The organism is Bradyrhizobium sp. AUGA SZCCT0222 (assembly GCF_018130205.1).
GTDB lineage: Bacteria > Pseudomonadota > Alphaproteobacteria > Rhizobiales > Xanthobacteraceae > Bradyrhizobium.
The window spans coordinates 135,134-155,220 of record NZ_JAFCLX010000011.1 but is presented as its reverse complement, the minus strand read 5'-3'; the positions used below and the strand labels follow the sequence as shown (position 1 = coordinate 155,220).

Below are 20,087 nucleotides of genomic sequence, written 5' to 3'. Positions count from 1 at the left end.
GAACAATTCAGGCTACCGTGATGTCAGGGGAACTCTGCATCCGCTCAGAGACGGCCGCCTTCAAGCAACTGGTTTGCCAGCCATGGTCCGCCATGCGACCAACAGCGCCAGCGCCAATAGCGCAGCAGCCAGGAGGAACGGCGCGCCCGGCATTTTCACCGGCGCAGACTCGCTGATGAAATAGGCAAAGATCAGCGTAAACAAAAACGGTCCCACCATCTGGGCAACGCTGTTGACGCTGTTGGTGGCGCCCTGCAACTGGCCCTGCTGATCGGGCGCGACCAGTTGCGTGGTCAGCGACTGGATCGCCGCACCGGCAATGCCCCACAGCGCCATCACGGGAATGCCGGCCCAGAACAGCGGACCGGTCGGCGCAGCGCCATAGATCAGGAAACCGAGCGCCCCACAGCCGAGCCCGAGCAGCAGCGCGCGGCGTTCGCCAAGGCGCGTGACGATCGGTCCGACGCCTGCGCCCTGCACCACCATGGCACAGACACCGACCAGCGCCAGCGTCAGCCCGACGGTCTTGGTGTCCCACCCATAGCGATAGGTCGCATAGAGCACGAAGGTCGAGGGCAATACGACATGCGCGACCTGGCCAAAGAAATTAGCCAGCGAGAGACCTGCGAGAACCCGATCGGAGCGCAGCAGATGCAACGCGCCGAGCGGGTTGGCGCTCTTCCAGCGGAACGGCGAACGGCGCTCCGGCGGTAGCGACTCCGGCAGAATCAGCCAGCCATAAAGCGTATTGGCAAAACTCAGGCCCGCAGCGACCCAGAACGGCAGCCGCGGATCCATGTCACCGAGCAGGCCGCCGACAGCGGGGCCGAGAATAAATCCGGCGCCGAATGCCGCGCCGATCTTGCCGAACACGGCAGCGCGCCGTTCCGGCGGCGTCACGTCGGCGATGTAGGCGAAAGCCGTCGAGATACTGGCCGAGGTGATGCCCGAGATGACGCGGCCGATGAACAGCCACAGCAGCGACGGCGCCAGCGCCATCAGTACATAGTCCAGCGCCAGGCCAAAATTGGACAACAGCACCACCGGCCGGCGGCCGAACCGGTCGGACAAGGCGCCGAGGATCGGTGAGAAGATGAACTGCATCACCGCCCAGGCGGTGCCGAACAATCCAAAGATCCGCGCAGCTGTCGCGGTATCGTTGTCGACGAAGCTTTCGACCAGCTTGGGCAAGATCGGAAGGATCAGGCCGAGCGCGAACATGTCGAGCAGGATGGTAACGAAAATGAAGATGGCTGCGCCGCTGCGCACCGGCGGCATCCCGGTCGCGCGTTCCGAGGCCGCCTCGTTCACGACGGCCGTTTGCGCTTGTGGGCGAACGGATTGGCCTTCTCGCGCAGCATGATGCGGATCGGCGTACCCGGCAGATCAAAGGCCTCACGCATGCTGTTGGTGAGATAGCGCAAATAAGACGTCGGCACCGCGTCGGCACGCGAGCAGAACAGGATGAAACTCGGCGGCCGCGCCTTGGCTTGCGTGATGTAATTCAGCTTCAGCCGGCGGCCCGACACCGAGGGCGGCGGATTGGCGTCGACCGCCTGTTCGAACCAGCGATTGAGGGCTGCCGTCGGCACGCGCTTGTTCCATACCGCATAGGCTTGCTCGATCGCGCTCATCAGCCGATCGATGCCCTCACCCATCAGGCCCGACACGGCAACAACCGGCGCGCCCTTCATCTGCGGCAGCAAATGATCGACATCGGTGCGCAGCCCCGAAACGAGGCTGCCTTTCTTTTCCATCAAATCCCACTTGTTGACGGCCAGAACGACCGCGCGTCCCTCGCGCTCGATGAGATCGGCGATGCGCAAATCCTGTTCCTCGAACCGGTTCTGCGCGTCCATCATCATGACAACGACTTCGGCAAAGCGCACTGCGCGCAGCGCGTCCGCCACCGATAGCTTCTCCAGCTTCTCGTCGATCCGCGCCCGTCGCCGCAAGCCGGCGGTATCGAACACCCGGAAGTCGCGCCCCTGCCAGGTCACCTCGACCGAAATGGAATCGCGGGTGGTGCCGGCCTCGGCGCTGGTTAGCAGCCGCTCCTCGCCGAGCAGATGATTGATCAGCGTCGATTTGCCGGCGTTGGGACGGCCGACGATCGCGACGCGAATCGGACGCTTGGCGAAATCCTCATCGGATTCGATGATGTCGTCATCGTCGAATTCCTCACCCTCCTCGGTGGGATCGGGCATCAGCACGCGCAGCGCGTCGTAGAGATCGCTGAGGCCTTCGCCATGTTCGGCGGAAATCTGCACGGGATCGCCGAGCCCGAGCGCATAGGCTTCCATCGCGCCGACTTCGCCGTGCCTGCCCTCGCTCTTGTTGGCGACCAGCACCACCGGCTTGTTGGCGCGGCGGGCGAAATCGGCAAAGGCGCGGTCGTTCGGCGTAAGCCCGGCCCGCGCGTCGATCACGAACATCAGCGCGTCGGCAAGCGCAATCGCGGTTTCGGTCTGTTCCTGCATCCGCGCGGTGAGCGACCCCCTGGCGCCTTCATCGAGGCCGGCGGTATCGAGCACGGTGAATTCGAGATCGCCGAGGCGCCCATTGCCCTCGCGGCGGTCGCGGGTGACGCCGGGTTCGTCGTCGACCAGCGCGAGCTTCTGCCCGACCAGCCGGTTGAACAGCGTCGACTTTCCGACATTGGGCCGGCCGATGATGGCAATCGTGAAGGGCATAAATAAATCCAAACGCCCTTTTTGATGGACGTGTCAATCGAACGAAACGATAGAGCACGGTTCCGTCGGAACCGCGCTCTGATTTTGTTTTGACGCGTTTGCTTTACGCGAACCGGCGCCGACTTCGCGCGAAAACGCTATGCAATTAACGCGTGAAGCTGCCGCTCGGCATCGGCGCCGGGAACGGCGCGGCGGATTGTTGGGTGGACTGCGCGGGCGCCGCCGATTGGGCCGCCGGCTGGTCGGGCGGCGGCGCGGTGGTGCGCTTGCGCACGATCTTCTTCGGCTTCGGCGCCGGCGGCGCTGCGTTGGTGCCGCCCTCTTCCTCGGGCGCGGCATCGGGCTCTGCGGCGGCGGGCTCAGCCGCGGGCGCTGCTGCAACCGGGGCTGGCGCCTGCCTGCCTCTGGATTTCGCGGATCCCTTCGATTTCGGCTCCTGCGGCGCCGGTGCGACCGCTGCCTGGGCATTCGGGTCGTCGATCTGCTGCTGGCGCGCGCCTCTGTAGAGATCCTTCGGCACGCCCTGCTCGAGACCGGGCACACCGTCGGGGAAAACCGGTTTGCGTTCACCGGGCAGCTTCTTTTTGGTGTCGAGGAAGTCAAGCATGTCGGTCGGATCGAAATTGCCGATGCTGCTACAGCCCGCCAGCGCGCTGGAAAACGCGATGAGGACGGTGGCTGCGATCAGACGGTGCGGGCGGCGCATGCTCGGTTCTCGTTATCTCGTTGGCCGGCTCAGCTCTTTGCGACAGGCGGAAGCAACGCCTGCAGCGCTTCGGCGCGTGAGCGCAGGCTCGGTGGCGTGCCGCCGTCATTGGCAATTACGTCCAGCCATTGCCGTGTCGCTGTCGCATCGTTGGCGCGCCAGGCAGACAGCGCCAGCAATTCGCGCGCAGTATGGCGAAAGGTAGCAGCCGGCCCGGCTGCCGCCTCGAGGCGAGACTTCATGTCGGGATAGGAGGCGCTCTCCAGCAGCAACTGGGCGGCGCGAATCCGGGCCAGATCCTGTTCCGCCACGCCGACGCTGCGGTCGGCGGCAATCTCGTCGAACATCTTGGCGGCAGCCTGCTGGTCGCGGCTTGCGACCTCCGCGGCTGTACGCAGGCGCGCCAGCACGCGGTATCCGGCCGGCGCCTTCGCCGCCAACTCGGCAAACGCCGCCTCGGCCTCTGCGTGCTTGTTGGCTTCCGATAGCTCTGCCGCCTTGTCAAAGGCCGCACCGGCCTCAACCGCCTTCTTGGCTTCCAGATATTGGTAGCCACGCCAGCCACCCACGGAGGCGATGATCAGGAGCGCTCCGGCAATGATATAGATGGAATATTGGTCCCACAGCTTCTTGAGCTGATCGCGACGGACCTCCTCATCGACTTCATTAAATAATTCAGACACTTATGGCTATCCCATCCCCGCTGAGCCGCTGGACGCGCGGCGGCGCCCTGCGCCCGATCCCCGCATGGCGGCGGCGATACCCTAACGATATGGCGGTGGCAAGGCAAAGCGAGCCGGATCAAAGCGTTAACGCTGGACGTGGCAGTCGGAAGCGAGTTGTCCCACGCCGCGAACGTCCGGGAATATTGACTTCGCGGTTCAAAGCTTGGCGTAATCCGTTCGATTTTTGTCGGTTATTCGTCTGATTTTGCAGGTGCTTCATGGTTTGCCGCGCCCTGGTCGTCACGCTTGCCATCGGGGCCGCCGCCCTGCCCGCCGCGACCCAAGCCTACGACATCAAGGCGAAGACGCCGGACTCGGCATTTTCCGGCAAGCTCCGCCCGGACATTTTGGGCATCTCGGCGGATTCCACCGCTGATTCCACGCGTGCCACGCTAGATTCGTTCTTCAAGGGACGCTCCAACACCACGACCGACGTCCAGCAGCAGAAGTTCGGCAGCACCGCGATCAGCTTCACCTCGGCACTGACTTTCAGCCTTCCTCCCGGGCCCAGCCAGAACGGTGAGATGCTGTCGAGCAGCTTCTCGTCGCCGGCGAGCGGCAATCGCATTTACTTCCTCGCCCGCAACCTCACCTTTGCGAAGGACCAGCAGCCGGCGAAGGCCGACATGGTCAAGGAGGTGATGGGCAAATACGGTGCGCCTACCATCGTTGGCGATCAGCACCTCTATTACATCTATCGCGCCGGCTCGATCGTATCGGTCGGCACGAAATACAAGGAAGCGACCGCGGTTGAGGCCATCGGCAAGCCACTCGATCCCAAGGCCGCGCTCAAGCTCAACGGCGAAACCATCCGGGGCAGCTGCGTGGCGGTCGTCAAGCGTGCGCAGGCAAAGGAGAAAGCGCTGGCCGCGATGCTCAGCGAAGCCAAGGGCGCCAATTGCGACGGCGTGCTGAGCGTGCAGCTGATACCGGGCACGGCATCCGACCGTGTCGGGATCGCGCAGTTTTCGCTATTGGACGTCAAACGCGTCATCAGCGCGGCGGCGATCGACAGCGATGCGCTTACCGCGGAACAGAACGAACGCAATGCGATGCCGAAAGGCAGCGCGCCGAAGCTCTGATCGTCAGGCGCTTAAATTGCGAGCCTCACGCAACTGCCGTTTCAGCACCTTGCCGTTGGCGTTGCGCGGCAGCGGATCGGCGGTCAGGTCGATGGTTTCCGGCACCTTGTAGTCCGACAGCCGCTCGGCGCACCACGCACGCAAGGTCTCAACGCTGGCCCCGCCCCTGATCACGACCACGGCGTGGACGCGCTCGCCGAGCACCGGGCACGGTTTGGCGATGATCGCGCTTTCGAGCACGTCGGGGTGGCCTGACAGCACAGACTCGACCTCGGCAGAATAGATCTTCAGACCGCCGCGGTTGATCATGTCTTTCTGGCGATCGAACACGCGCACGAAATTGGCTTCATCGACCGAGCCGAGATCGCCGGAATGCCAGAAGCCGGCGGTAAAACTTTCAGCCGTTGCTTTTGGATTGTTCCAGTAGCCCTTGATGACCGAGCCGCCGTGGATCCAGATTTCACCGATCGCGCCGCGCGGCAGTTCGTGGCCGTCGGGATCGACGACGATGATCTGCGCGCCGGGACAGGGCAAGCCGACGCTGTCGATGTACCGCGCGGTCAATTCGCCGGGCATCATGGTCGACGGCGACGTCGTCTCGGTGGCGCCGTAGCAATTTGCCAGCTTCAGGCCCGGAATCCTGGCGGCCAGCCGTTCGATCGTCGCAATCGGCATCGGCGCCCCGCCAAAGCCGCCGATCCGCCAGCTCGACAGATCGTAGCTGTCGAAATCCGGCTGCAGCAGGCAGAGATTGTACATCGCCGGCACCATCACGGTGTAGGTGACACGCTCCCGCGCCGCCAGCTTCAGATATTCCGCGGCCTTGAACTCCGGCATCACGATCAGTGCGCCCGCGCAGCGAGCCATGGTCGTTATGTTGGCGACCACGCCGGTGACGTGCCCGAGTGGCACCGCGGCAATCGAGCGGTCCGCCGCGGTCAACTGCAGGCAGGACACAAAGACCATCGACGAATGGATGATGTTGCAATGCGCCAGCATTGCGCCCTTTGGCTTGCCGGTGGTGCCCGACGTGTAGAGGATCATCGCGGTGTCTTCTTCGCCGACCTCGGCAGGCGCCGCCGACGCCGCGTGATCCAGCAGATCGGAGAACTGCGAGGTGCTGCCGTCACCGACGGAAACGCGATGCAGGAGGTCAGGCACATCGCGCGCATCCGGCACGCGCTCGGCCAGTGTCGCTTCGTGGATCAGAAGTTTTGCGCCTGAATCGGTCAGCACATAAGCGATCTCGGGCTTTTGCTGGCGGATCGACAGCAACACCGTCACAAGGCCGGCATGAGCGGCGGCGAACATCGTCAGCACGAACTCGACGCGATTGCCGAGCAGCACGGCGATACGATCGCCGCGCTGCAATCCGAGCCGCTGAAACCCGGCCGCAATACGTGCCGATTGAGAGGCCACGTCGCGCCAACTCATCCGGCGATCACCGCAGATCAACGCTTCGCCATCCGGATTTCTCTCTGCAGCCTCGGCAATCATCGCCCAGACGGAGCCCGGCCGTTCGCTAAATGCCGGCACGACGCGATCGCCGAAGCGCGTCTCGAGCCGCATCGCCGGAATAGGATGTTGCGACCAGTCCATGGCTCAACTCTTGCCTTGCTAGACTCCAACCACGGGGACGCCGATCACGACCGGATGGAAGGCAAATGCCAGCGCCAGATAGGCGATGACCCCGACCGCGATCGCGATCAGGTCGTTGCCGGGACCGCCGACCGGTATCGGCGGCCCGCCGGCGTCCGCACGGCGTTTCAGCGAGATGCGGTCGAACACCGCCCACGCCAGGAACGAGCCGAACAGGATGATCGAGCCGAGATCGCCATTGGCGAGCAGATGCGCGGCCGCCCATAGCTTGACGCCGGTCAGCATCGGATGCTTCAGCGTCGTGTAGATCCGGCCGCGGATGTAGGAGGCGACCACCAGAATGATCGCGGGCAGCATCAGGGCAACGGTGAGGTGCTTGAACGCCGTCGGCGGGTTCCAGACGTTGATCCAGCCCGTCGCGCGATAATTGGCAAAGCCCCAGATGACCAGCGCCAGGCCCGCGACCGAGGCCAGCGTATAGCCGATCTTGTAGCCGCCCTCGCCCATCGAGCCGACGACCCGTGCGCGCAATTCGCGCTGCGTGGTCAGCGTGTGGACGCCGAGAAACAGGACCAGGCCCAGGATCATCACCAGCAGTCCCATGATGTCCCTCTCCCTGGGCGGCTTCGCTTCTACCCTCGCCTATCATTGATGGGGCTTGGAGCGCAATGCGCTACGCCGCCATCCGCCTCATGGCTTCTCCGCTTGCTTCTTCAGATCGCGGTTATCGACATAACGAATGGCGATCGGTCGCCCGGCCAGCGCGCCTCCGAGCTCGCCGGTGAATTTCAGCGGCTTGCAGGCATCGAGCGAGGCGTTGATCGCCTTAAGATAGGTGGCGCGGGTATCGGCCGGAACGCCGGCGGTGGCGAAGGTCAGCCGGGGGGCGGCAATGATTTCACCCGTGCGCTTGAAACTGAAGCGCACCGACATCTGCATGCCCTCGCGCGCGCTATCGGCCGGCGGCGGGGTCCAGCAGGACCGCAGCGCCGCAAACAGGTCGCCGATGCTGTCGAGGTCGTGGTCCGGCTTCCGGTATTTCGCGGCCTGGTCCTTTGGCGGGACGCTTTCGATCGTGAGCTGCAGGTTCTGGCCGTAGGGATAATCGATCTCGGGAATGCACGGGCCATCGTTGAACACGCTGCAGAACGACGGCGTGCAGGGCTGCCCGTCGAGCACGCTGCAGGGCGCGTGCGAAAACGGCGTGGCGTCGATCTGACGCCGCGACTGGGCGTCGGCGGCACCGATCCCCGCAAACGCCACAATCAGGCAGATGATGACACGCCGGAGCATACGCCGGTTCCCTTGAAGTCGACGATCCAATCAAGTTGGTCCGCGCCTTGGTCGGGTTCAAGCGGGCCGGCGTTCACATCCCCGCGTTCATTTCCCGGCATTCATCGCCGATAGTTCCGCAATCAGCGCCTTTTCGCTGGGCTGGTCGAGCACGCCGGCCGCATAGAGCGAAATACCACCATAGAGCGTGATGTAGATCTTCATCACGGCCCGGCGCCGCGCGGCTGATGTCGGGATGTCCTGGCAAAAGATCCGCATCGCCTGGGTGATGACGCCGTGGACCGCGGTCTGCAGCGGCGGATTGTGCTTCATCGTCGCGTGCGGGCGGCTGGTCATCAGCGCATAGAGCGCGCGATTGGCGAGCGCGAAGCGGACATATTTCGCGGTGTAATCCTCCGGCGTGGTCGCCTTGACGAGGATCGCGGCCAGCCGGTCATAGGCGCCGGTGGCGACCGCATCGAGCAGCGCTTCGCGATCCCTGAAATGATTATACAGCGAGCGATGCGCAACACCGACAGCATCAGCCACCTCGCGCAAACTCAATTGCTCATGGCCGGCCTTGGCCACCAGACGGGTGGCGGCCTTCAGCGCGGCTGATTTCAGATTGCCGTGGCGGTAAGTCGCCCGGCGCGGCGATGCGGTCATATCCCTTCATACAAAGGCCCCGGCCGCAGCGCCACTGTCGCGGACACGATTTTCCAAAGCTTAAGCCGAAGCGCGGCTCCTGATGCGATCCTCGCCATATTGCGGGGTGATGTCCTCGTCGATCATGCCGCGGATCATCTTGATCACGGCACCGCGCGCCCGCGCCTTGGTGGCGGCATGCGCCGCCATGTCGAGCGTGCTCAGCTTCCCGGCCACCTCCTCCGCGCTGCGCTCCAGGGCGTCAGCCGGCACTACGCGGTCGAAGAAGCCGGCCGTGACGGCTTCCGCCGGACCGAACATTTCGGCCGTCATCACCACCCGGCTGAAATAGGCCGGCGTCAGCCGCTGCCGGGCGATCTCTATGGCGAACCGCGGCACCGTGAGCCCGATTGCGACTTCGTTCATCCCGATCAAGTAATTGCCCTCGGCGGCGAGACGGTGGTCGCTGGACATGATCAGGAACGCCCCCATCGGATAGGCATTGCCCTGGCAGGCGGCCACCACCGGGGTCGGAAACGACAGGATGCGCAGCGCCAGTTCGGCGCCCCCTTTCAGCATCAGGTACTGATCCTCGGCGCTCCCTTTGGCGAAGACGTTGAGGTCGAAACCGCCGGAAAAGTGCCTCCCGCGCGCCTTCAGGATCACGACGGTTTTGTCTTTTTCCGCCTGGTCGAACGCCGCATGCAGCGCGTTCAGCATCGCCAGCGACATCACATTGGCCTTGCCATCATCCATCACGATGGTGCCGACGGGGCCGGTGCGGGAATAGGTCGCAAGATCAGTCATGTGTGCCTCCCTGTTCTATAAGCATCCACTGGATACTTTCGGAATGCCCGCGGCCGTGCAAGACCAGTCAGGGAGCAAGAAACGCATACAGGCATCCACTGGATGCATGGGTGGTGGGCGTGCTGTGCTGTAACGACACGCCGCAGCTGTCGTCACCCGCCTTGTGCGCAATTGCGCACTGGGGCGGGTGACCCAGTATTCCAGAGGCGATTATTGATTAGCTGAAAGGCCGCAGCGTACTGGGTCCCCCGCTTTCGCGGAGGACGACAGGAGAACGGAAGCCAATTGCAGCCTCCCCGCGTCCCTCACGCCTTCTTCTTCACATCCTTGATGTGGGAAAACACGATGCCCTCGGCGCGTTCCTTGGTATAGCCCAAATAGAACTCGTTCTTGGCGAGGAACACCGGGTCACCGTCGACGTCATCGGCGACACCCGAACCATTGGCCGACATGAACGCGTCGAGCTTCTTGCGGTCGTCGGACGAGATCCAGCGCGCCAGCTGGAATTCCGAGACTTCGAATTCGACCGGCAACGAATATTCCGCATCGAGCCGCGCTTTGAGTACGTCGAGCTGCAGCGGACCGACCACGCCGACCAGCGCCGGCGCGCCGTCGCGCGGGCGGAACACCTGCACGACGCCCTCCTCCGACATCTGCTGCAGCGCTTCCTTCAGCTTTTTGGCCTTCATGGCGTCGGTCAGGCGCACGCGGCGGACGATTTCCGGCGCAAAGCTCGGCACGCCGACGAACGTGAGATCTTCGCCTTCGGTGAGCGTATCGCCGATCCGCAACGTGCCGTGGTTGGGAATGCCGACGACGTCGCCGGCAAAGGCTTCATCCGCCACCGAGCGGTCCTGGGCAAAGAAGAATTGCGGCGAGGACAGCGACATGTTCTTGCCGGTGCGCACCAGCTTGGCCTTCATGCCGCGGCTGAGCTTGCCGGAGCACAGCCGCGCGAACGCGATGCGGTCGCGGTGGTTCGGGTCCATGTTGGCCTGAATCTTGAACACGAAGGCGCTCATGCGCGGCTCTGATGCCTCGACCTTGCGCAGGTTGCTCTCCTGCGCACGCGGTGGCGGTGCAAAGCGCCCCAGACCTTCCAGCAAATCGCCGACGCCGAAATTGCGCAGCGCGCTGCCGAAATAGACCGGCGTCAGATGGCCCTCGCGGAACGCCTCGAGTTCGAACGGCTTGCAGGCTTCCGAGACCAGCGCGAGTTCGTCCTTGACCTCGGCGACGTCGAGATTGGCGCTTCGGCCGGCGAGATCGGCGATGTCGATCTGCTGCGCGGCGCCGGTCTTGGCGCCGCCGCCTTCGAGCAGGCGCACGCCGCCGGTGGCGATGTCGTAGGTGCCGAGGAAGTCACGGCCGCGGCCGACCGGCCAGGTCATCGGCGTGGTGTCGAGCGCCAGCGTCTTCTCGATCTCGTCGAGCAGTTCGAACGTGTCGCGGCTCTCGCGGTCCATCTTGTTGATGAAGGTGATGATCGGGATGTCGCGCAGGCGGCATACCTCGAACAGCTTTCTGGTGCGCGCCTCGATGCCCTTGGCGGCGTCGATCACCATGACCGCGGAATCGACCGCGGTCAGCGTGCGGTAGGTGTCTTCCGAAAAGTCTTCATGGCCCGGCGTATCCAGGAGGTTGAATACGAGGCCATCGAACTCGAAGGTCATCACCGAGGTCACGACCGAAATGCCGCGCTCGCGCTCGATCTTCATCCAGTCGGATCGGGTGTTGCGGCGTTCGCCCTTGGCCTTGACCTGGCCGGCAAGGTTGATGGCGCCGCCGAACAGCAGCAGCTTTTCGGTCAGCGTGGTCTTGCCGGCGTCCGGGTGGGAAATGATGGCAAAGGTCCGCCGCCGCGCCACTTCATCTGCAAGCGGCGAGCGGGACGGCGATTCGGCTGAAACGGCAATGTCGGACATGAATCGAGCGTTTGGCAGGGAAAACGGGCGCAATCAAGGGCGATTTGGCAATTGCCGACCGTGGATACACCCCCCATATCCAGCAGGGAAGGACGACCTTCCCATCACCATCATCCGCGGGGACGACCCTGCCTTATCTGGAGGGTTTGTCATGGCCTGGGCTGTGTTGTTCACCGCCGGTCTCCTGGAAATCGGCTGGGCCATCGGTCTCAAATACACCGAAGGCTTTACGCGACTGGTGCCGTCGGCCCTGACGCTGGCGGCCATGGCCGGAAGCATCCTCCTGCTTGGACTGGCGCTGAAAACCTTACCGATCGGAACGGCCTATGCCGTCTGGACCGGAATCGGCGCCGTCGGCACGGCTATCCTTGGCATCGCCCTCTTCGGCGAACCCGCCACCGCGGCACGCCTGGCCAGCATCGGGCTGATCGTAGCCGGCATTGTCGGGCTGAAGCTGGTCACCTGATTAGCGAAGCAGCACCACCGCCCAATATGTCGCTGCGGCCACGATTCCCGAGGCCGGGATGGTGATGACCCAGGCATAGACGATCGAGCTGGCCACGTTCCAGCGCACCGCCGAGACCCGGCGCGCCGCGCCGACGCCAACGATGGCGCCGGTGATGGTGTGGGTGGTGGAAACGGGAACCCCAAGCCAGGTCGCCATGAACAGGGTCGCGGCCCCGCCGGTTTCCGCGCAAAAGCCCTGCATCGGGGTCAGTTTGGTGATCCGCAGGCCCATGGTACGGACGATCCGCCAGCCGCCCATCAGCGTGCCGAGCCCCATCGCCGCCTGGCACGAGATCACCACCCAGAACGGGATCGAAAATTCAGTGCCGAGATGGCCCTGCGAATAGAGCAACACCGCGATGATGCCCATGGTCTTCTGCGCGTCGTTGCCGCCATGGCCGAGTGAATACAGCGAGGCCGAGACGAATTGCAGGATGCGGAAGGCGCGGTCGACCGCGAACGGCGTCGAGCGCACCGAGAGCCAGGACACGATCGCCACCAGCACCAGCGCCAGCAGGAAGCCGACCAGCGGCGACAGCACGATCGCCAGCAGCGTCTTCGAAAGCCCACTCCAGACCGCTGCGGACAGGCCTGCCTTGGCGATCCCGCCGCCGAGCAAGCCGCCGATCAGCGCGTGCGAACTGGACGAGGGAATGCCAAGCCCCCAGGTGATCAGGTTCCAGACGATGGCGCCGACCAGCGCGGCAAAGATCACCGTCGCATCGACGATGCTGGGCTCGATGATGCCGGTGCCGATGGTGTTGGCGACGTGAAGACCGAACACCAGAAAGGCGATGAAGTTGAAGAAGGCGGCCCAAAACACCGCGTATTGCGGCCGCAATACGCGCGTCGACACGATCGTGGCGATCGAATTGGCGGCGTCGTGCAATCCATTGAGGAAGTCGAACAGCAGCGCGACCGCAATCAATGCGATCAGAATTGGAAGACCAAGCGCAGCATCCACTTGTTGGCCCTGCCCTAAGTTACTGGGAGCATGATTTTTTCGGAAAACCGGTACCCACTTTTCCGGATCATGCTCATACCTGTTCAATCACAATGCTGTTGATCTCATTGGCGACGTCGTCGAAGCGGTCCGAAACCTTTTCAAGATGCTTATAGATCTCGGCGCCCACGATGAAATCCATGGTGTTGGCGTCGCGATGCTTGAGAAACAGTTCCTTCAGCCCGATATCGTGGAGGTCGTCGATGCGACCCTCAAGCTTGCCGATCTCCTCGGTGATCGCGGTCAGCATCGCGACGTTGTCACCGATCGCCTGCATCAACGGCAAAGCGCGCCCGACCAGATTGGCGCATTCGACGATCAGCGTTCCGATTTCGCGCATCGGCGGCTCGAAGACGCGGACCTCGAACAGAATGACGGCCTTGGCGGTCTGCTGCATCTGGTCGATGGCATCGTCCATCGAGGTGATCAGGTTTTTGATATCGCCGCGGTCGAACGGGGTGATGAAGGTACGCCGGACCGCAGTCAGCACCTCGCGGGTGATATTGTCGGCATCGTTTTCGAACTGATTGACGCGCTGGCAGAACACCGGCGTCTCGTCGCCGCCGCGCAGCATGTCCTGCAGGGCCAGCGCCCCCTGCACGACGGTCTGGGAATGACGGGCAAAGAGGTCGAAAAACCGCTCTTCCTTGGGCAGGAAATAGCGAAACCAGCGCAACATCGGTCTTATCCATCGTTCTGGAACGGCTGCCCGAGGCAGCCTGTCACAAAACTGTCATAGACCATTCACAGGCAAAGCGCGCGACGACCGACCCCGGAATAGTGGTCATCCACCGCTTTGTAGGGCGTTAAAACGCGCCCGAACGGGCAATTTACAGCGAACGGCGGAAGAAATGCGCGATCTCGCCAATCACGCCGCGGCGGAAAGTCAGCACGCAGGCAACGAAGATGACGCCCTGGATCACCGTCACCCACTGGCCGAAACCGGCCAGATATTGCTGCATGGCGATGATCACGAAGGCGCCGACCACGGGACCGAATACGGTTCCGAGACCGCCGACCAGCGTCATCAGCACGATTTCGCCCGACATCGTCCAGTGCACGTCGGTGAGCGAGGCGTTCTGCGCCACGAATACCTTTAGCGAGCCTGCGAAACCGGCGATCGTTCCGGAAAGGATGAAGGCCAGCAATTTGTAGTGATCGGTCTTGTAGCCCAGCGAGATCGCGCGCGGTTCGTTTTCGCGGATCGCCTTCAGGACCTCGCCGAACGGCGAGTTGATGGTGCGATAGATCAAGAGGAAACCGCCAAGGAACCCGACGAGGATGACGTAATAGAGCACCGTCGGCTTGGCGAGATTGAAGATGCCGAACAGATAGCCCTGCGGGATGCCCTGGATGCCGTCCTCACCATGGGTGAACGGCGTCTGCAGGTAGATGAAATACAGAAGCTGCGACAGCGCCAGCGTGATCATCGAGAAGTAGATGCCCTGACGGCGAATGGCGACGACGCCGGTAATGACGCCAAGCCCGGCGGCACCCAGGGTGCCGACCAGAATTCCGAGCTCCGGCGACAGCCCCCAGACCTTCAGGGCATGCGCGGTGAAGTAACCGGCCGTGCCCAGAAACATCGCGTGGCCGAACGACAACAGCCCGCCGTAGCCGATCAGGAGGTTGAACGCGCAGGCCAGCAGCGCAAAGCACAACGCCTGCATCACGAAGAACGGATAGATCCCTGTCAGCGGCACGATCGCCAGCAGCGCCGCCATCAGGACGAATACGATCATCTCGTCGCGCACGGCGCGCGGTGATGCCGGCAATGTATCGTCAGTCAATGCGCTCATATCAGGCCGCCCGTCCGGTCAGACCCGTTGGCTTCACCAGCAACACCAGTACCATCAGGACGAAAACCACGGTGTTTGAAGCTTCGGGATAGAAGTATTTGGTCAGTCCTTCGATCACGCCGAGCGAAAAGCCGGTGATGATCGATCCCATGATGGAGCCCATGCCGCCGATCACCACCACCGCGAACACGACGATGATCAGGTCGGCGCCCATCAGCGGCCGGACCTGGTTGATCGGGGCGGACAAGACGCCGGCCAGCGCCGCGAGGCCCACGCCGAGCCCATAGGTCAGCGTGATCATCCTGGGCACGTTGATGCCGAACGCGCGCACCAGTGTCGGGTTTTCGGTCGCGGCGCGCAGATTGGCACCAAGCCGCGTCTTTTCGATCAGGTACCAGGTGGCGAGGCAAACGATGAGCGAGAACACGACCACCCAGCCGCGGTAAATCGGCAGGAACATGAAGCCGAGGTTCATGCCGCCCCTCAGTTCATCGGGGATCGCATAGGGAAGGCCCGAGGAGCCGAAATAATTCTGGAACACGCCCTGCACGATCAGCGCGATACCGAACGTCAGCAGCAACCCGTAGAGATGATCGAGGCCCGAAAGCCACTGCAGCATGGTCCGTTCCAGGATCATGCCGAAGATGCCGACCACGATCGGCGCAATGATCAGCGCCGGCCAGTATCCAATACCCGCCAAATTGAGCAGGAAATAGGCGCAGAACGCACCCATCATATAGAGCGCGCCATGGGCGAAATTGATGATGTTGAGCATGCCGAAGATCACGGCCAGCCCCAGACTGAGCAGCGCGTAGAACGAGCCGTTGATCAATCCCACTAAAAGCTGCGCGTAGAGAGCTTGCATCGGTTTCGCACTCGATTTCGTTGTGACGCTATTTCGCGTGGTGACGCGAAGAGAAGCCCGCCGGCATGGTGCCGGCGGGCGATCGTCTTACTTCTTTACCAGCGGACAGGCGCTTTCCGAAAGCGGCCGGAAAGCCTGGTCGCCGGGGGTGGTCCCGATCAGCTTGTAATAGTCCCACGGCCCCTTGGATTCGGCCGGCTTCTTGACCTCAAACAGGTAGGCCGGATGAAGCTTGCGGCCGTCGGCACGGATCGTACCCTTGCCGAACAGCGGGTCGTCGGTCGGCGCCGCCTTCATTTTCTCGACGACCTTGATGCCGTCATGCGGATTGCCGCCCATCGCATCGACCGTCTTGAAGTAGTGGATCAGACCGGAATAGACGCCGGCCTGCACCATGGACGGCATCGCCTTGTTCTTCATGCGCTCGGAGAAGCGCTTGGAAAACGCGCGGGTGTCGTCGTTGAGATCCCAGTAGAAGGTTTCGGTGAAATTCAGGCCCTGGGCAACCTTCAGACCGAGCGAATGAACGTCGGTAATGAAGAGCAGAAGACCGGCCAGCTTCTGGCCGCCGGCGACGATGCCGAATTCCGACGCCTGCTTGATGGTGTTGGTGGTGTCGCCGCCGGCATTGGCCATGCCGACGATCTTGGCCTTGGAAGCCTGCGCCTGCAGCAGGAACGAGGAGAAGTCTGACGAGTTCAGGGGATGCCTGACGTTGCCGATAACCTTGCCTCCCGATTTAGTCACGACCGCGGCGGTATCGCGCTCCAGCGCGTGGCCGAACGCGTAGTCCGCGGTCAGGAAGTACCAGGTGTCGCCGCCCGATTTCACCAACGCCTGGCCCGTGCTGTTCGCCAGCATGTAAGTGTCGTAAACCCAGTGGATCGTGTTCGGCGAGCACTGGGCATTTGTGAGATCCGACGTCGCCGCGCCGGTATTGATCATGATGGCGTTCTTTTCTTTCACCAGATTGTTGACCGCCAGCGCCACGCCGGAGTTCAGCACGTCCATGAAGATGTCGACCTTCTCGACGTCGATCCATTGGCGCGCGATGGTCGTGGCGATATCGGGCTTGTTCTGATGATCGGCCGAAATCACGTCGATCTTCCAGCCCTTGGCGGCGAGCCCGGAATCCTCGATCGCCATCTGGGCGGCGAGCGTGGAGCCGGCGCCGCCGAGGTCGGAATAGAGACCGGAATTGTCGGTGAGTACGCCGACCTTGACGGTTTTATCCTGCGCCAGCGCGCCGCTCGCGGCGAGCGTCAGCGCGGTGCCGAAAAGAAGTGCCGAAATTTTCTGTTTCATATTTTCTCCCTGAATTTTGCTTGCCGAACTATACCGATCAGACGCCAAGATAAGTGTGGAGCTTGTCCATATTGGCCTGCAGTTCCGAATTCGCGAACCCGTCGATGACCTTGCCGTGCTCGACGATGTAGTAGCGATCCGCGACCGTCGCGGCGAAGCGGAAATTCTGCTCGACCAGCAGGATGGTGAAACCTTCCGACTTGAGCCGCGCGATGGTGTGCCCGATCTGCTGGATGATAACGGGTGCCAGACCTTCGGTCGGCTCGTCCAGCATCAGGAACCGCGCACCGGTACGCAGGATTCTGGCGATCGCGAGCATCTGCTGCTCGCCGCCCGAAAGCTTGGTGCCCTGGCTGTTGAGCCGCTCCTTCAGATTCGGAAACAGCTCGAAGATCTGATCGAGCGACAGGCCGCCGGGGCGCACGATCGGCGGCAGCAGCAGGTTTTCGCGCACGTCGAGGCTCGCGAAAATGCCGCGCTCCTCCGGGCAGAAAGCGACGCCCATCCGCGCGATCTTGTCGGACGCGGCGCGGGTAATGTCCTGATCGTTGAAGCGGATCGAACCGGTGCGCTTGCCGATGATCCCCATCACCGATTTCAGCGTGGTGGTCTTGCCGGCACCGTTGCGTCCGAGCAGCGTCACCACCTCGCCGGCATTCACATTGAAGTTGATGCCGTGAAGGATGTGGGATTCGCCGTACCAGGCCTCCAGGTTCTGAACCGAGAGAACCGGCGTGCCGGTCGTCCTTGCAGGGGCTTCCGCCATCTTTACTTCAGCCATGACCGGCCCCCAGATAGGCTTCCTTGACGCGCTCGTCCTTGGACAGATCGGCATAGTTGCCTTCCGCCAGCACCTGACCGCGCGTCAGCACCGTGATGATATCGGAAAGATTGGCGACCACGGAGAGATTGTGTTCGACCATCAGGATCGTGTGTTTCGCCGAGATGCTCTTGATCAGCGCCGCGATCTTGTCGATGTCCTCGTGGCCCATGCCGGCCATCGGTTCGTCGAGCAACATCATCTCCGGATCGAGCGCCAGCGTCGTTGCGATTTCGAGCGCGCGCTTCCGCCCATAAGGCATCTCGACCGCCGGCGTGGTGGCGAATTCGCTTAGACCCACATCGTTCAGCAGCTCATGGGCCCGGCCGTTGAAGCGATCGAGCACGCTCTTGGAGCGCCAGAAATCGAATGAGCTGCCGTGCTGCCGCTGCAACGCGACCCGAACATTCTCCAGCGCCGTGAGGTGCGGAAACACCGCCGAAATCTGGAACGAGCGCACCAGCCCGAGGCGGGCCACATCGGCCGGCGCCATCGCGGTGATGTCCTGCCCCTTGTACAGAATCTGGCCCGCCGAGGGCTTCAGAAACTTGGTCAGGAGGTTGAAGCATGTCGTCTTGCCGGCGCCGTTCGGCCCGATCAACGCATGAATACTGCCGCGACGCACCTTGAGAGCAACGTCGCGAACGGCGAAGAACCCCGCGAATTCCTTGGTCAATCCGTGGGTTTCGAGAATGATCTCATCGGCCAAACAAACTTCCCCCATCAGCCCGCTGCGAAGTCCCCTCGCGCGCGGCCAATTTTTCCCTTGTCGGGCAGGCTCTCCCGGACGCCTTGGAAACCGTCCCGGACCTGCCGCCTCCGGGCGGAATATGCCGTCAACGGCACGGATTAGGCAAGGCGGAAAGCTTGGCTAGCCAAAGCATTAGTGCCGGTTCCAAATCCGCCCTTAGTCGAATTGCACGGCTTGCGCGAATGGCAGGGTGCCGGAGCGTCTTTCCGCCGTACCCGCGCACCGGAAAGCCGCCGTTAACGGTGTTTTGCTGCAATCGGGCCGTTTCATAGAATATTACCGCCCGCGGCGGATCATCTCGCGATTTAGTCAGGCAGGGATCGCGGCCGTGAATTTCGCAAGCGCCGACCCATCAATCGTCAAATCGATCAAGCAGCGCGATTTGCTGAACACCTGGCTGCGGCTTTTTGCCCGCGATCAGGCCTTGCCGCGCATGGACGAATATCAACCGGCGCGGATCGAGGACGAACTTCCCGACCTTGTTTTTTTGGCTGTCGATACCGGCGCTCAGCCACCGCGCCTGCTGATCCAAAGTGACGGCGCGCGGATGTCGAGCGCGTATGGCAATACCGGCAAGGGCCGCTATCTTGACGAGTATCTGGGCGCAAGGCTCGCGTCCATCGTGATGCCGGTCTATTACGAAAGCATCGCCCGCCGCCTCCCCGCCTACACCATCGCCAATATCGATGACATCTACGGGCGAATCGTTGCCTATGAGCGGCTGCTGCTGCCGTTCTCCGACGACGGCAACGTCACCCACATCATCGCATCGCTAAAGACCATCAGCGAGGATGGCGGCTTCGAGATCAGGAATCTGATGCGCGGAAGCGATAAGCTGCCGGTGCCCAAGCTTCGCACCATCATCGACCGCGATCTTTTCCATCGCGCGCCCGGCCGCATTCCGTCCGGCGACGTGCTCGAATTCGGCTAGGGCAATGGAATTCGAAAGCGCCGATCCTTCGGTCGTGAGGTCGATCAAGCAGCGCGAGCTCCTGAATGCGTGGCTGCGCGCCGCAACCAGGCACCGGCCTCTTCCCCTCGTCGATGATTTCCAGCCCAACCGCGTCGGCGACGAACTGCCCGACATGATGGGATTTAACGTCGAAGGCGACGGCGACGGCGCGCGCTTCCTGATTACCCAGGCAGGCGCCAGATTGAGCGCCACTTATGGCAGCGACCATCTCAGCCCGGCTGAGCGCATCAATCGCTATCTTGACGACGCGCTCGGGCCTGAACGGTATGCCCGCGTGATTGCCCTGTATCGCGCTTGCCTGAAGCACAGGCGGCCGGCCTATTCGATTTCAACGGTGCAGGACGCCGACAACAAGGACGTGTCCTATGAGCGGCTCCTGATGCCGTTCGGTCGTGGCGATGCGGTCGAACAGATCGTCGGCTCCTACAAAAGCATCAGCATCGAGGGCGGCTTCAAGATCAACAATCTGATGGGCTTGAGACCCAAAGCCGTTCCTGTGATCCTGGTCCGGGCTATCATCGATCGCGACTTTGTGCCTCATCAGCCGAGCCGACAACTGTCCGACGAAGTGGTCGAACTCGACTAAAGCGTTGTCGAGCGAAGCATGCCC

At 62.7% G+C, this 20,087-nt stretch carries 21 protein-coding genes; 4 read left to right on the top strand and 17 right to left on the bottom strand.

The window, feature by feature from the left end:
• Window positions 1-60 precede the first annotated feature (60 nt).
• The 4 genes from JQ629_RS12640 to JQ629_RS12625 form a co-directional block, all read right to left on the bottom strand.
• Window positions 61-1,278, bottom strand: coding sequence for a TCR/Tet family MFS transporter (locus JQ629_RS12640; protein ID WP_212412986.1), 1,218 nt, complete (start codon window positions 1,276-1,278; stop codon window positions 61-63).
• 29 nt (window positions 1,279-1,307) lie between these two features.
• The gene (der, locus tag JQ629_RS12635; protein ID WP_212412947.1) at window positions 1,308-2,693 is read right to left on the bottom strand and encodes a ribosome biogenesis GTPase Der; all 1,386 of its coding nucleotides are present in this window, start codon (window positions 2,691-2,693) and stop codon (window positions 1,308-1,310) included.
• 145 nt (window positions 2,694-2,838) lie between these two features.
• On the bottom strand, window positions 2,839-3,399 hold the full coding sequence (locus JQ629_RS12630) for a hypothetical protein (protein ID WP_212412946.1): 561 nt from the start codon (window positions 3,397-3,399) through the stop codon (window positions 2,839-2,841).
• A gap of 29 nt (window positions 3,400-3,428) precedes the next feature.
• Window positions 3,429-4,082, bottom strand: a complete 654-nt coding sequence (locus tag JQ629_RS12625; RefSeq protein WP_212388637.1) for a tetratricopeptide repeat protein — start codon at window positions 4,080-4,082, stop codon at window positions 3,429-3,431.
• A 260-nt stretch (window positions 4,083-4,342) separates the two neighbouring features.
• Here JQ629_RS12625 and JQ629_RS12620 point away from each other — a divergent pair, with 260 nt between their 5' ends.
• The gene (locus tag JQ629_RS12620) at window positions 4,343-5,206 is read left to right on the top strand and encodes a hypothetical protein (RefSeq protein ID WP_212412945.1); all 864 of its coding nucleotides are present in this window, start codon (window positions 4,343-4,345) and stop codon (window positions 5,204-5,206) included.
• A 3-nt stretch (window positions 5,207-5,209) separates the two neighbouring features.
• Here the strand turns inward: JQ629_RS12620 and JQ629_RS12615 are convergent, their stop codons facing one another.
• The 6 genes from JQ629_RS12615 to JQ629_RS12590 all read right to left on the bottom strand — a co-directional run bounded on the left by JQ629_RS12615 (window position 5,210) and on the right by JQ629_RS12590 (window position 11,454).
• Window positions 5,210-6,805 carry a class I adenylate-forming enzyme family protein gene (locus tag JQ629_RS12615; RefSeq protein ID WP_212412944.1) on the bottom strand — a complete coding sequence of 532 codons (1,596 nt, stop codon included), beginning with the start codon at window positions 6,803-6,805 and terminating at the stop codon, window positions 5,210-5,212.
• A gap of 18 nt (window positions 6,806-6,823) precedes the next feature.
• On the bottom strand, window positions 6,824-7,408 hold the full coding sequence (locus JQ629_RS12610; protein WP_212412943.1) for an NnrU family protein: 585 nt from the start codon (window positions 7,406-7,408) through the stop codon (window positions 6,824-6,826).
• An 87-nt stretch (window positions 7,409-7,495) separates the two neighbouring features.
• Window positions 7,496-8,098 carry a UCP034077 family protein gene (locus tag JQ629_RS12605; RefSeq protein ID WP_212412942.1) on the bottom strand — a complete coding sequence of 201 codons (603 nt, stop codon included), beginning with the start codon at window positions 8,096-8,098 and terminating at the stop codon, window positions 7,496-7,498.
• 87 nt (window positions 8,099-8,185) lie between these two features.
• Window positions 8,186-8,743 carry a TetR/AcrR family transcriptional regulator gene (locus JQ629_RS12600; RefSeq protein ID WP_212388646.1) on the bottom strand — a complete coding sequence of 186 codons (558 nt, stop codon included), beginning with the start codon at window positions 8,741-8,743 and terminating at the stop codon, window positions 8,186-8,188.
• 60 nt (window positions 8,744-8,803) lie between these two features.
• Window positions 8,804-9,529 (bottom strand): crotonase/enoyl-CoA hydratase family protein, encoded by a 726-nt coding sequence (locus JQ629_RS12595; protein WP_212412941.1) that lies wholly within the window; start codon window positions 9,527-9,529, stop codon window positions 8,804-8,806.
• 305 nt (window positions 9,530-9,834) lie between these two features.
• Window positions 9,835-11,454, bottom strand: coding sequence for a peptide chain release factor 3 (locus JQ629_RS12590; RefSeq protein WP_212264836.1), 1,620 nt, complete (start codon window positions 11,452-11,454; stop codon window positions 9,835-9,837).
• Between the two features lie 151 nt (window positions 11,455-11,605).
• Here JQ629_RS12590 and sugE point away from each other — a divergent pair, with 151 nt between their 5' ends.
• Window positions 11,606-11,920, top strand: coding sequence for a quaternary ammonium compound efflux SMR transporter SugE (gene sugE / locus JQ629_RS12585; protein WP_212034055.1), 315 nt, complete (start codon window positions 11,606-11,608; stop codon window positions 11,918-11,920).
• On the opposite strand, the gene JQ629_RS12580 is transcribed toward sugE, so the two are convergent.
• The 7 genes from JQ629_RS12580 to JQ629_RS12550 all read right to left on the bottom strand — a co-directional run bounded on the left by JQ629_RS12580 (window position 11,921) and on the right by JQ629_RS12550 (window position 18,462).
• Window positions 11,921-12,925 carry an inorganic phosphate transporter gene (locus JQ629_RS12580; protein WP_212264837.1) on the bottom strand — a complete coding sequence of 335 codons (1,005 nt, stop codon included), beginning with the start codon at window positions 12,923-12,925 and terminating at the stop codon, window positions 11,921-11,923. It lies immediately after the preceding gene.
• 73 nt (window positions 12,926-12,998) lie between these two features.
• Window positions 12,999-13,643 carry a DUF47 domain-containing protein gene (locus JQ629_RS12575; protein ID WP_212264838.1) on the bottom strand — a complete coding sequence of 215 codons (645 nt, stop codon included), beginning with the start codon at window positions 13,641-13,643 and terminating at the stop codon, window positions 12,999-13,001.
• A 151-nt stretch (window positions 13,644-13,794) separates the two neighbouring features.
• Entirely contained in the window at window positions 13,795-14,763 is a 969-nt protein-coding gene (locus JQ629_RS12570) for a branched-chain amino acid ABC transporter permease (protein ID WP_212264839.1), read from the bottom strand.
• A gap of 1 nt (window position 14,764) precedes the next feature.
• Window positions 14,765-15,628 carry a branched-chain amino acid ABC transporter permease gene (locus JQ629_RS12565; RefSeq protein WP_212264840.1) on the bottom strand — a complete coding sequence of 288 codons (864 nt, stop codon included), beginning with the start codon at window positions 15,626-15,628 and terminating at the stop codon, window positions 14,765-14,767.
• Between the two features lie 87 nt (window positions 15,629-15,715).
• On the bottom strand, window positions 15,716-16,933 hold the full coding sequence (locus JQ629_RS12560; protein WP_212412940.1) for an ABC transporter substrate-binding protein: 1,218 nt from the start codon (window positions 16,931-16,933) through the stop codon (window positions 15,716-15,718).
• Between the two features lie 37 nt (window positions 16,934-16,970).
• Entirely contained in the window at window positions 16,971-17,714 is a 744-nt protein-coding gene (locus tag JQ629_RS12555; RefSeq protein WP_212412939.1) for an ABC transporter ATP-binding protein, read from the bottom strand.
• A complete protein-coding gene (locus JQ629_RS12550; protein WP_212412938.1) occupies window positions 17,707-18,462 on the bottom strand; it encodes an ABC transporter ATP-binding protein in 756 nt (251 codons plus the stop codon). The genes JQ629_RS12555 and JQ629_RS12550 overlap by 8 nt, the downstream gene beginning before the upstream one ends.
• 370 nt (window positions 18,463-18,832) lie before the next feature.
• On the opposite strand from JQ629_RS12550, the gene JQ629_RS12545 reads away from it, so the two are divergent.
• Together JQ629_RS12545 and JQ629_RS12540 are read left to right on the top strand one after the other, a co-directional pair.
• Complete coding sequence (locus tag JQ629_RS12545) at window positions 18,833-19,435, top strand: PAS domain-containing protein (RefSeq protein WP_212412937.1); 603 nt, start codon at window positions 18,833-18,835, stop codon at window positions 19,433-19,435.
• 4 nt (window positions 19,436-19,439) lie between these two features.
• Window positions 19,440-20,063 (top strand): PAS domain-containing protein, encoded by a 624-nt coding sequence (locus JQ629_RS12540; RefSeq protein ID WP_212412936.1) that lies wholly within the window; start codon window positions 19,440-19,442, stop codon window positions 20,061-20,063.
• Window positions 20,064-20,087: the final 24 nt, after the last annotated feature.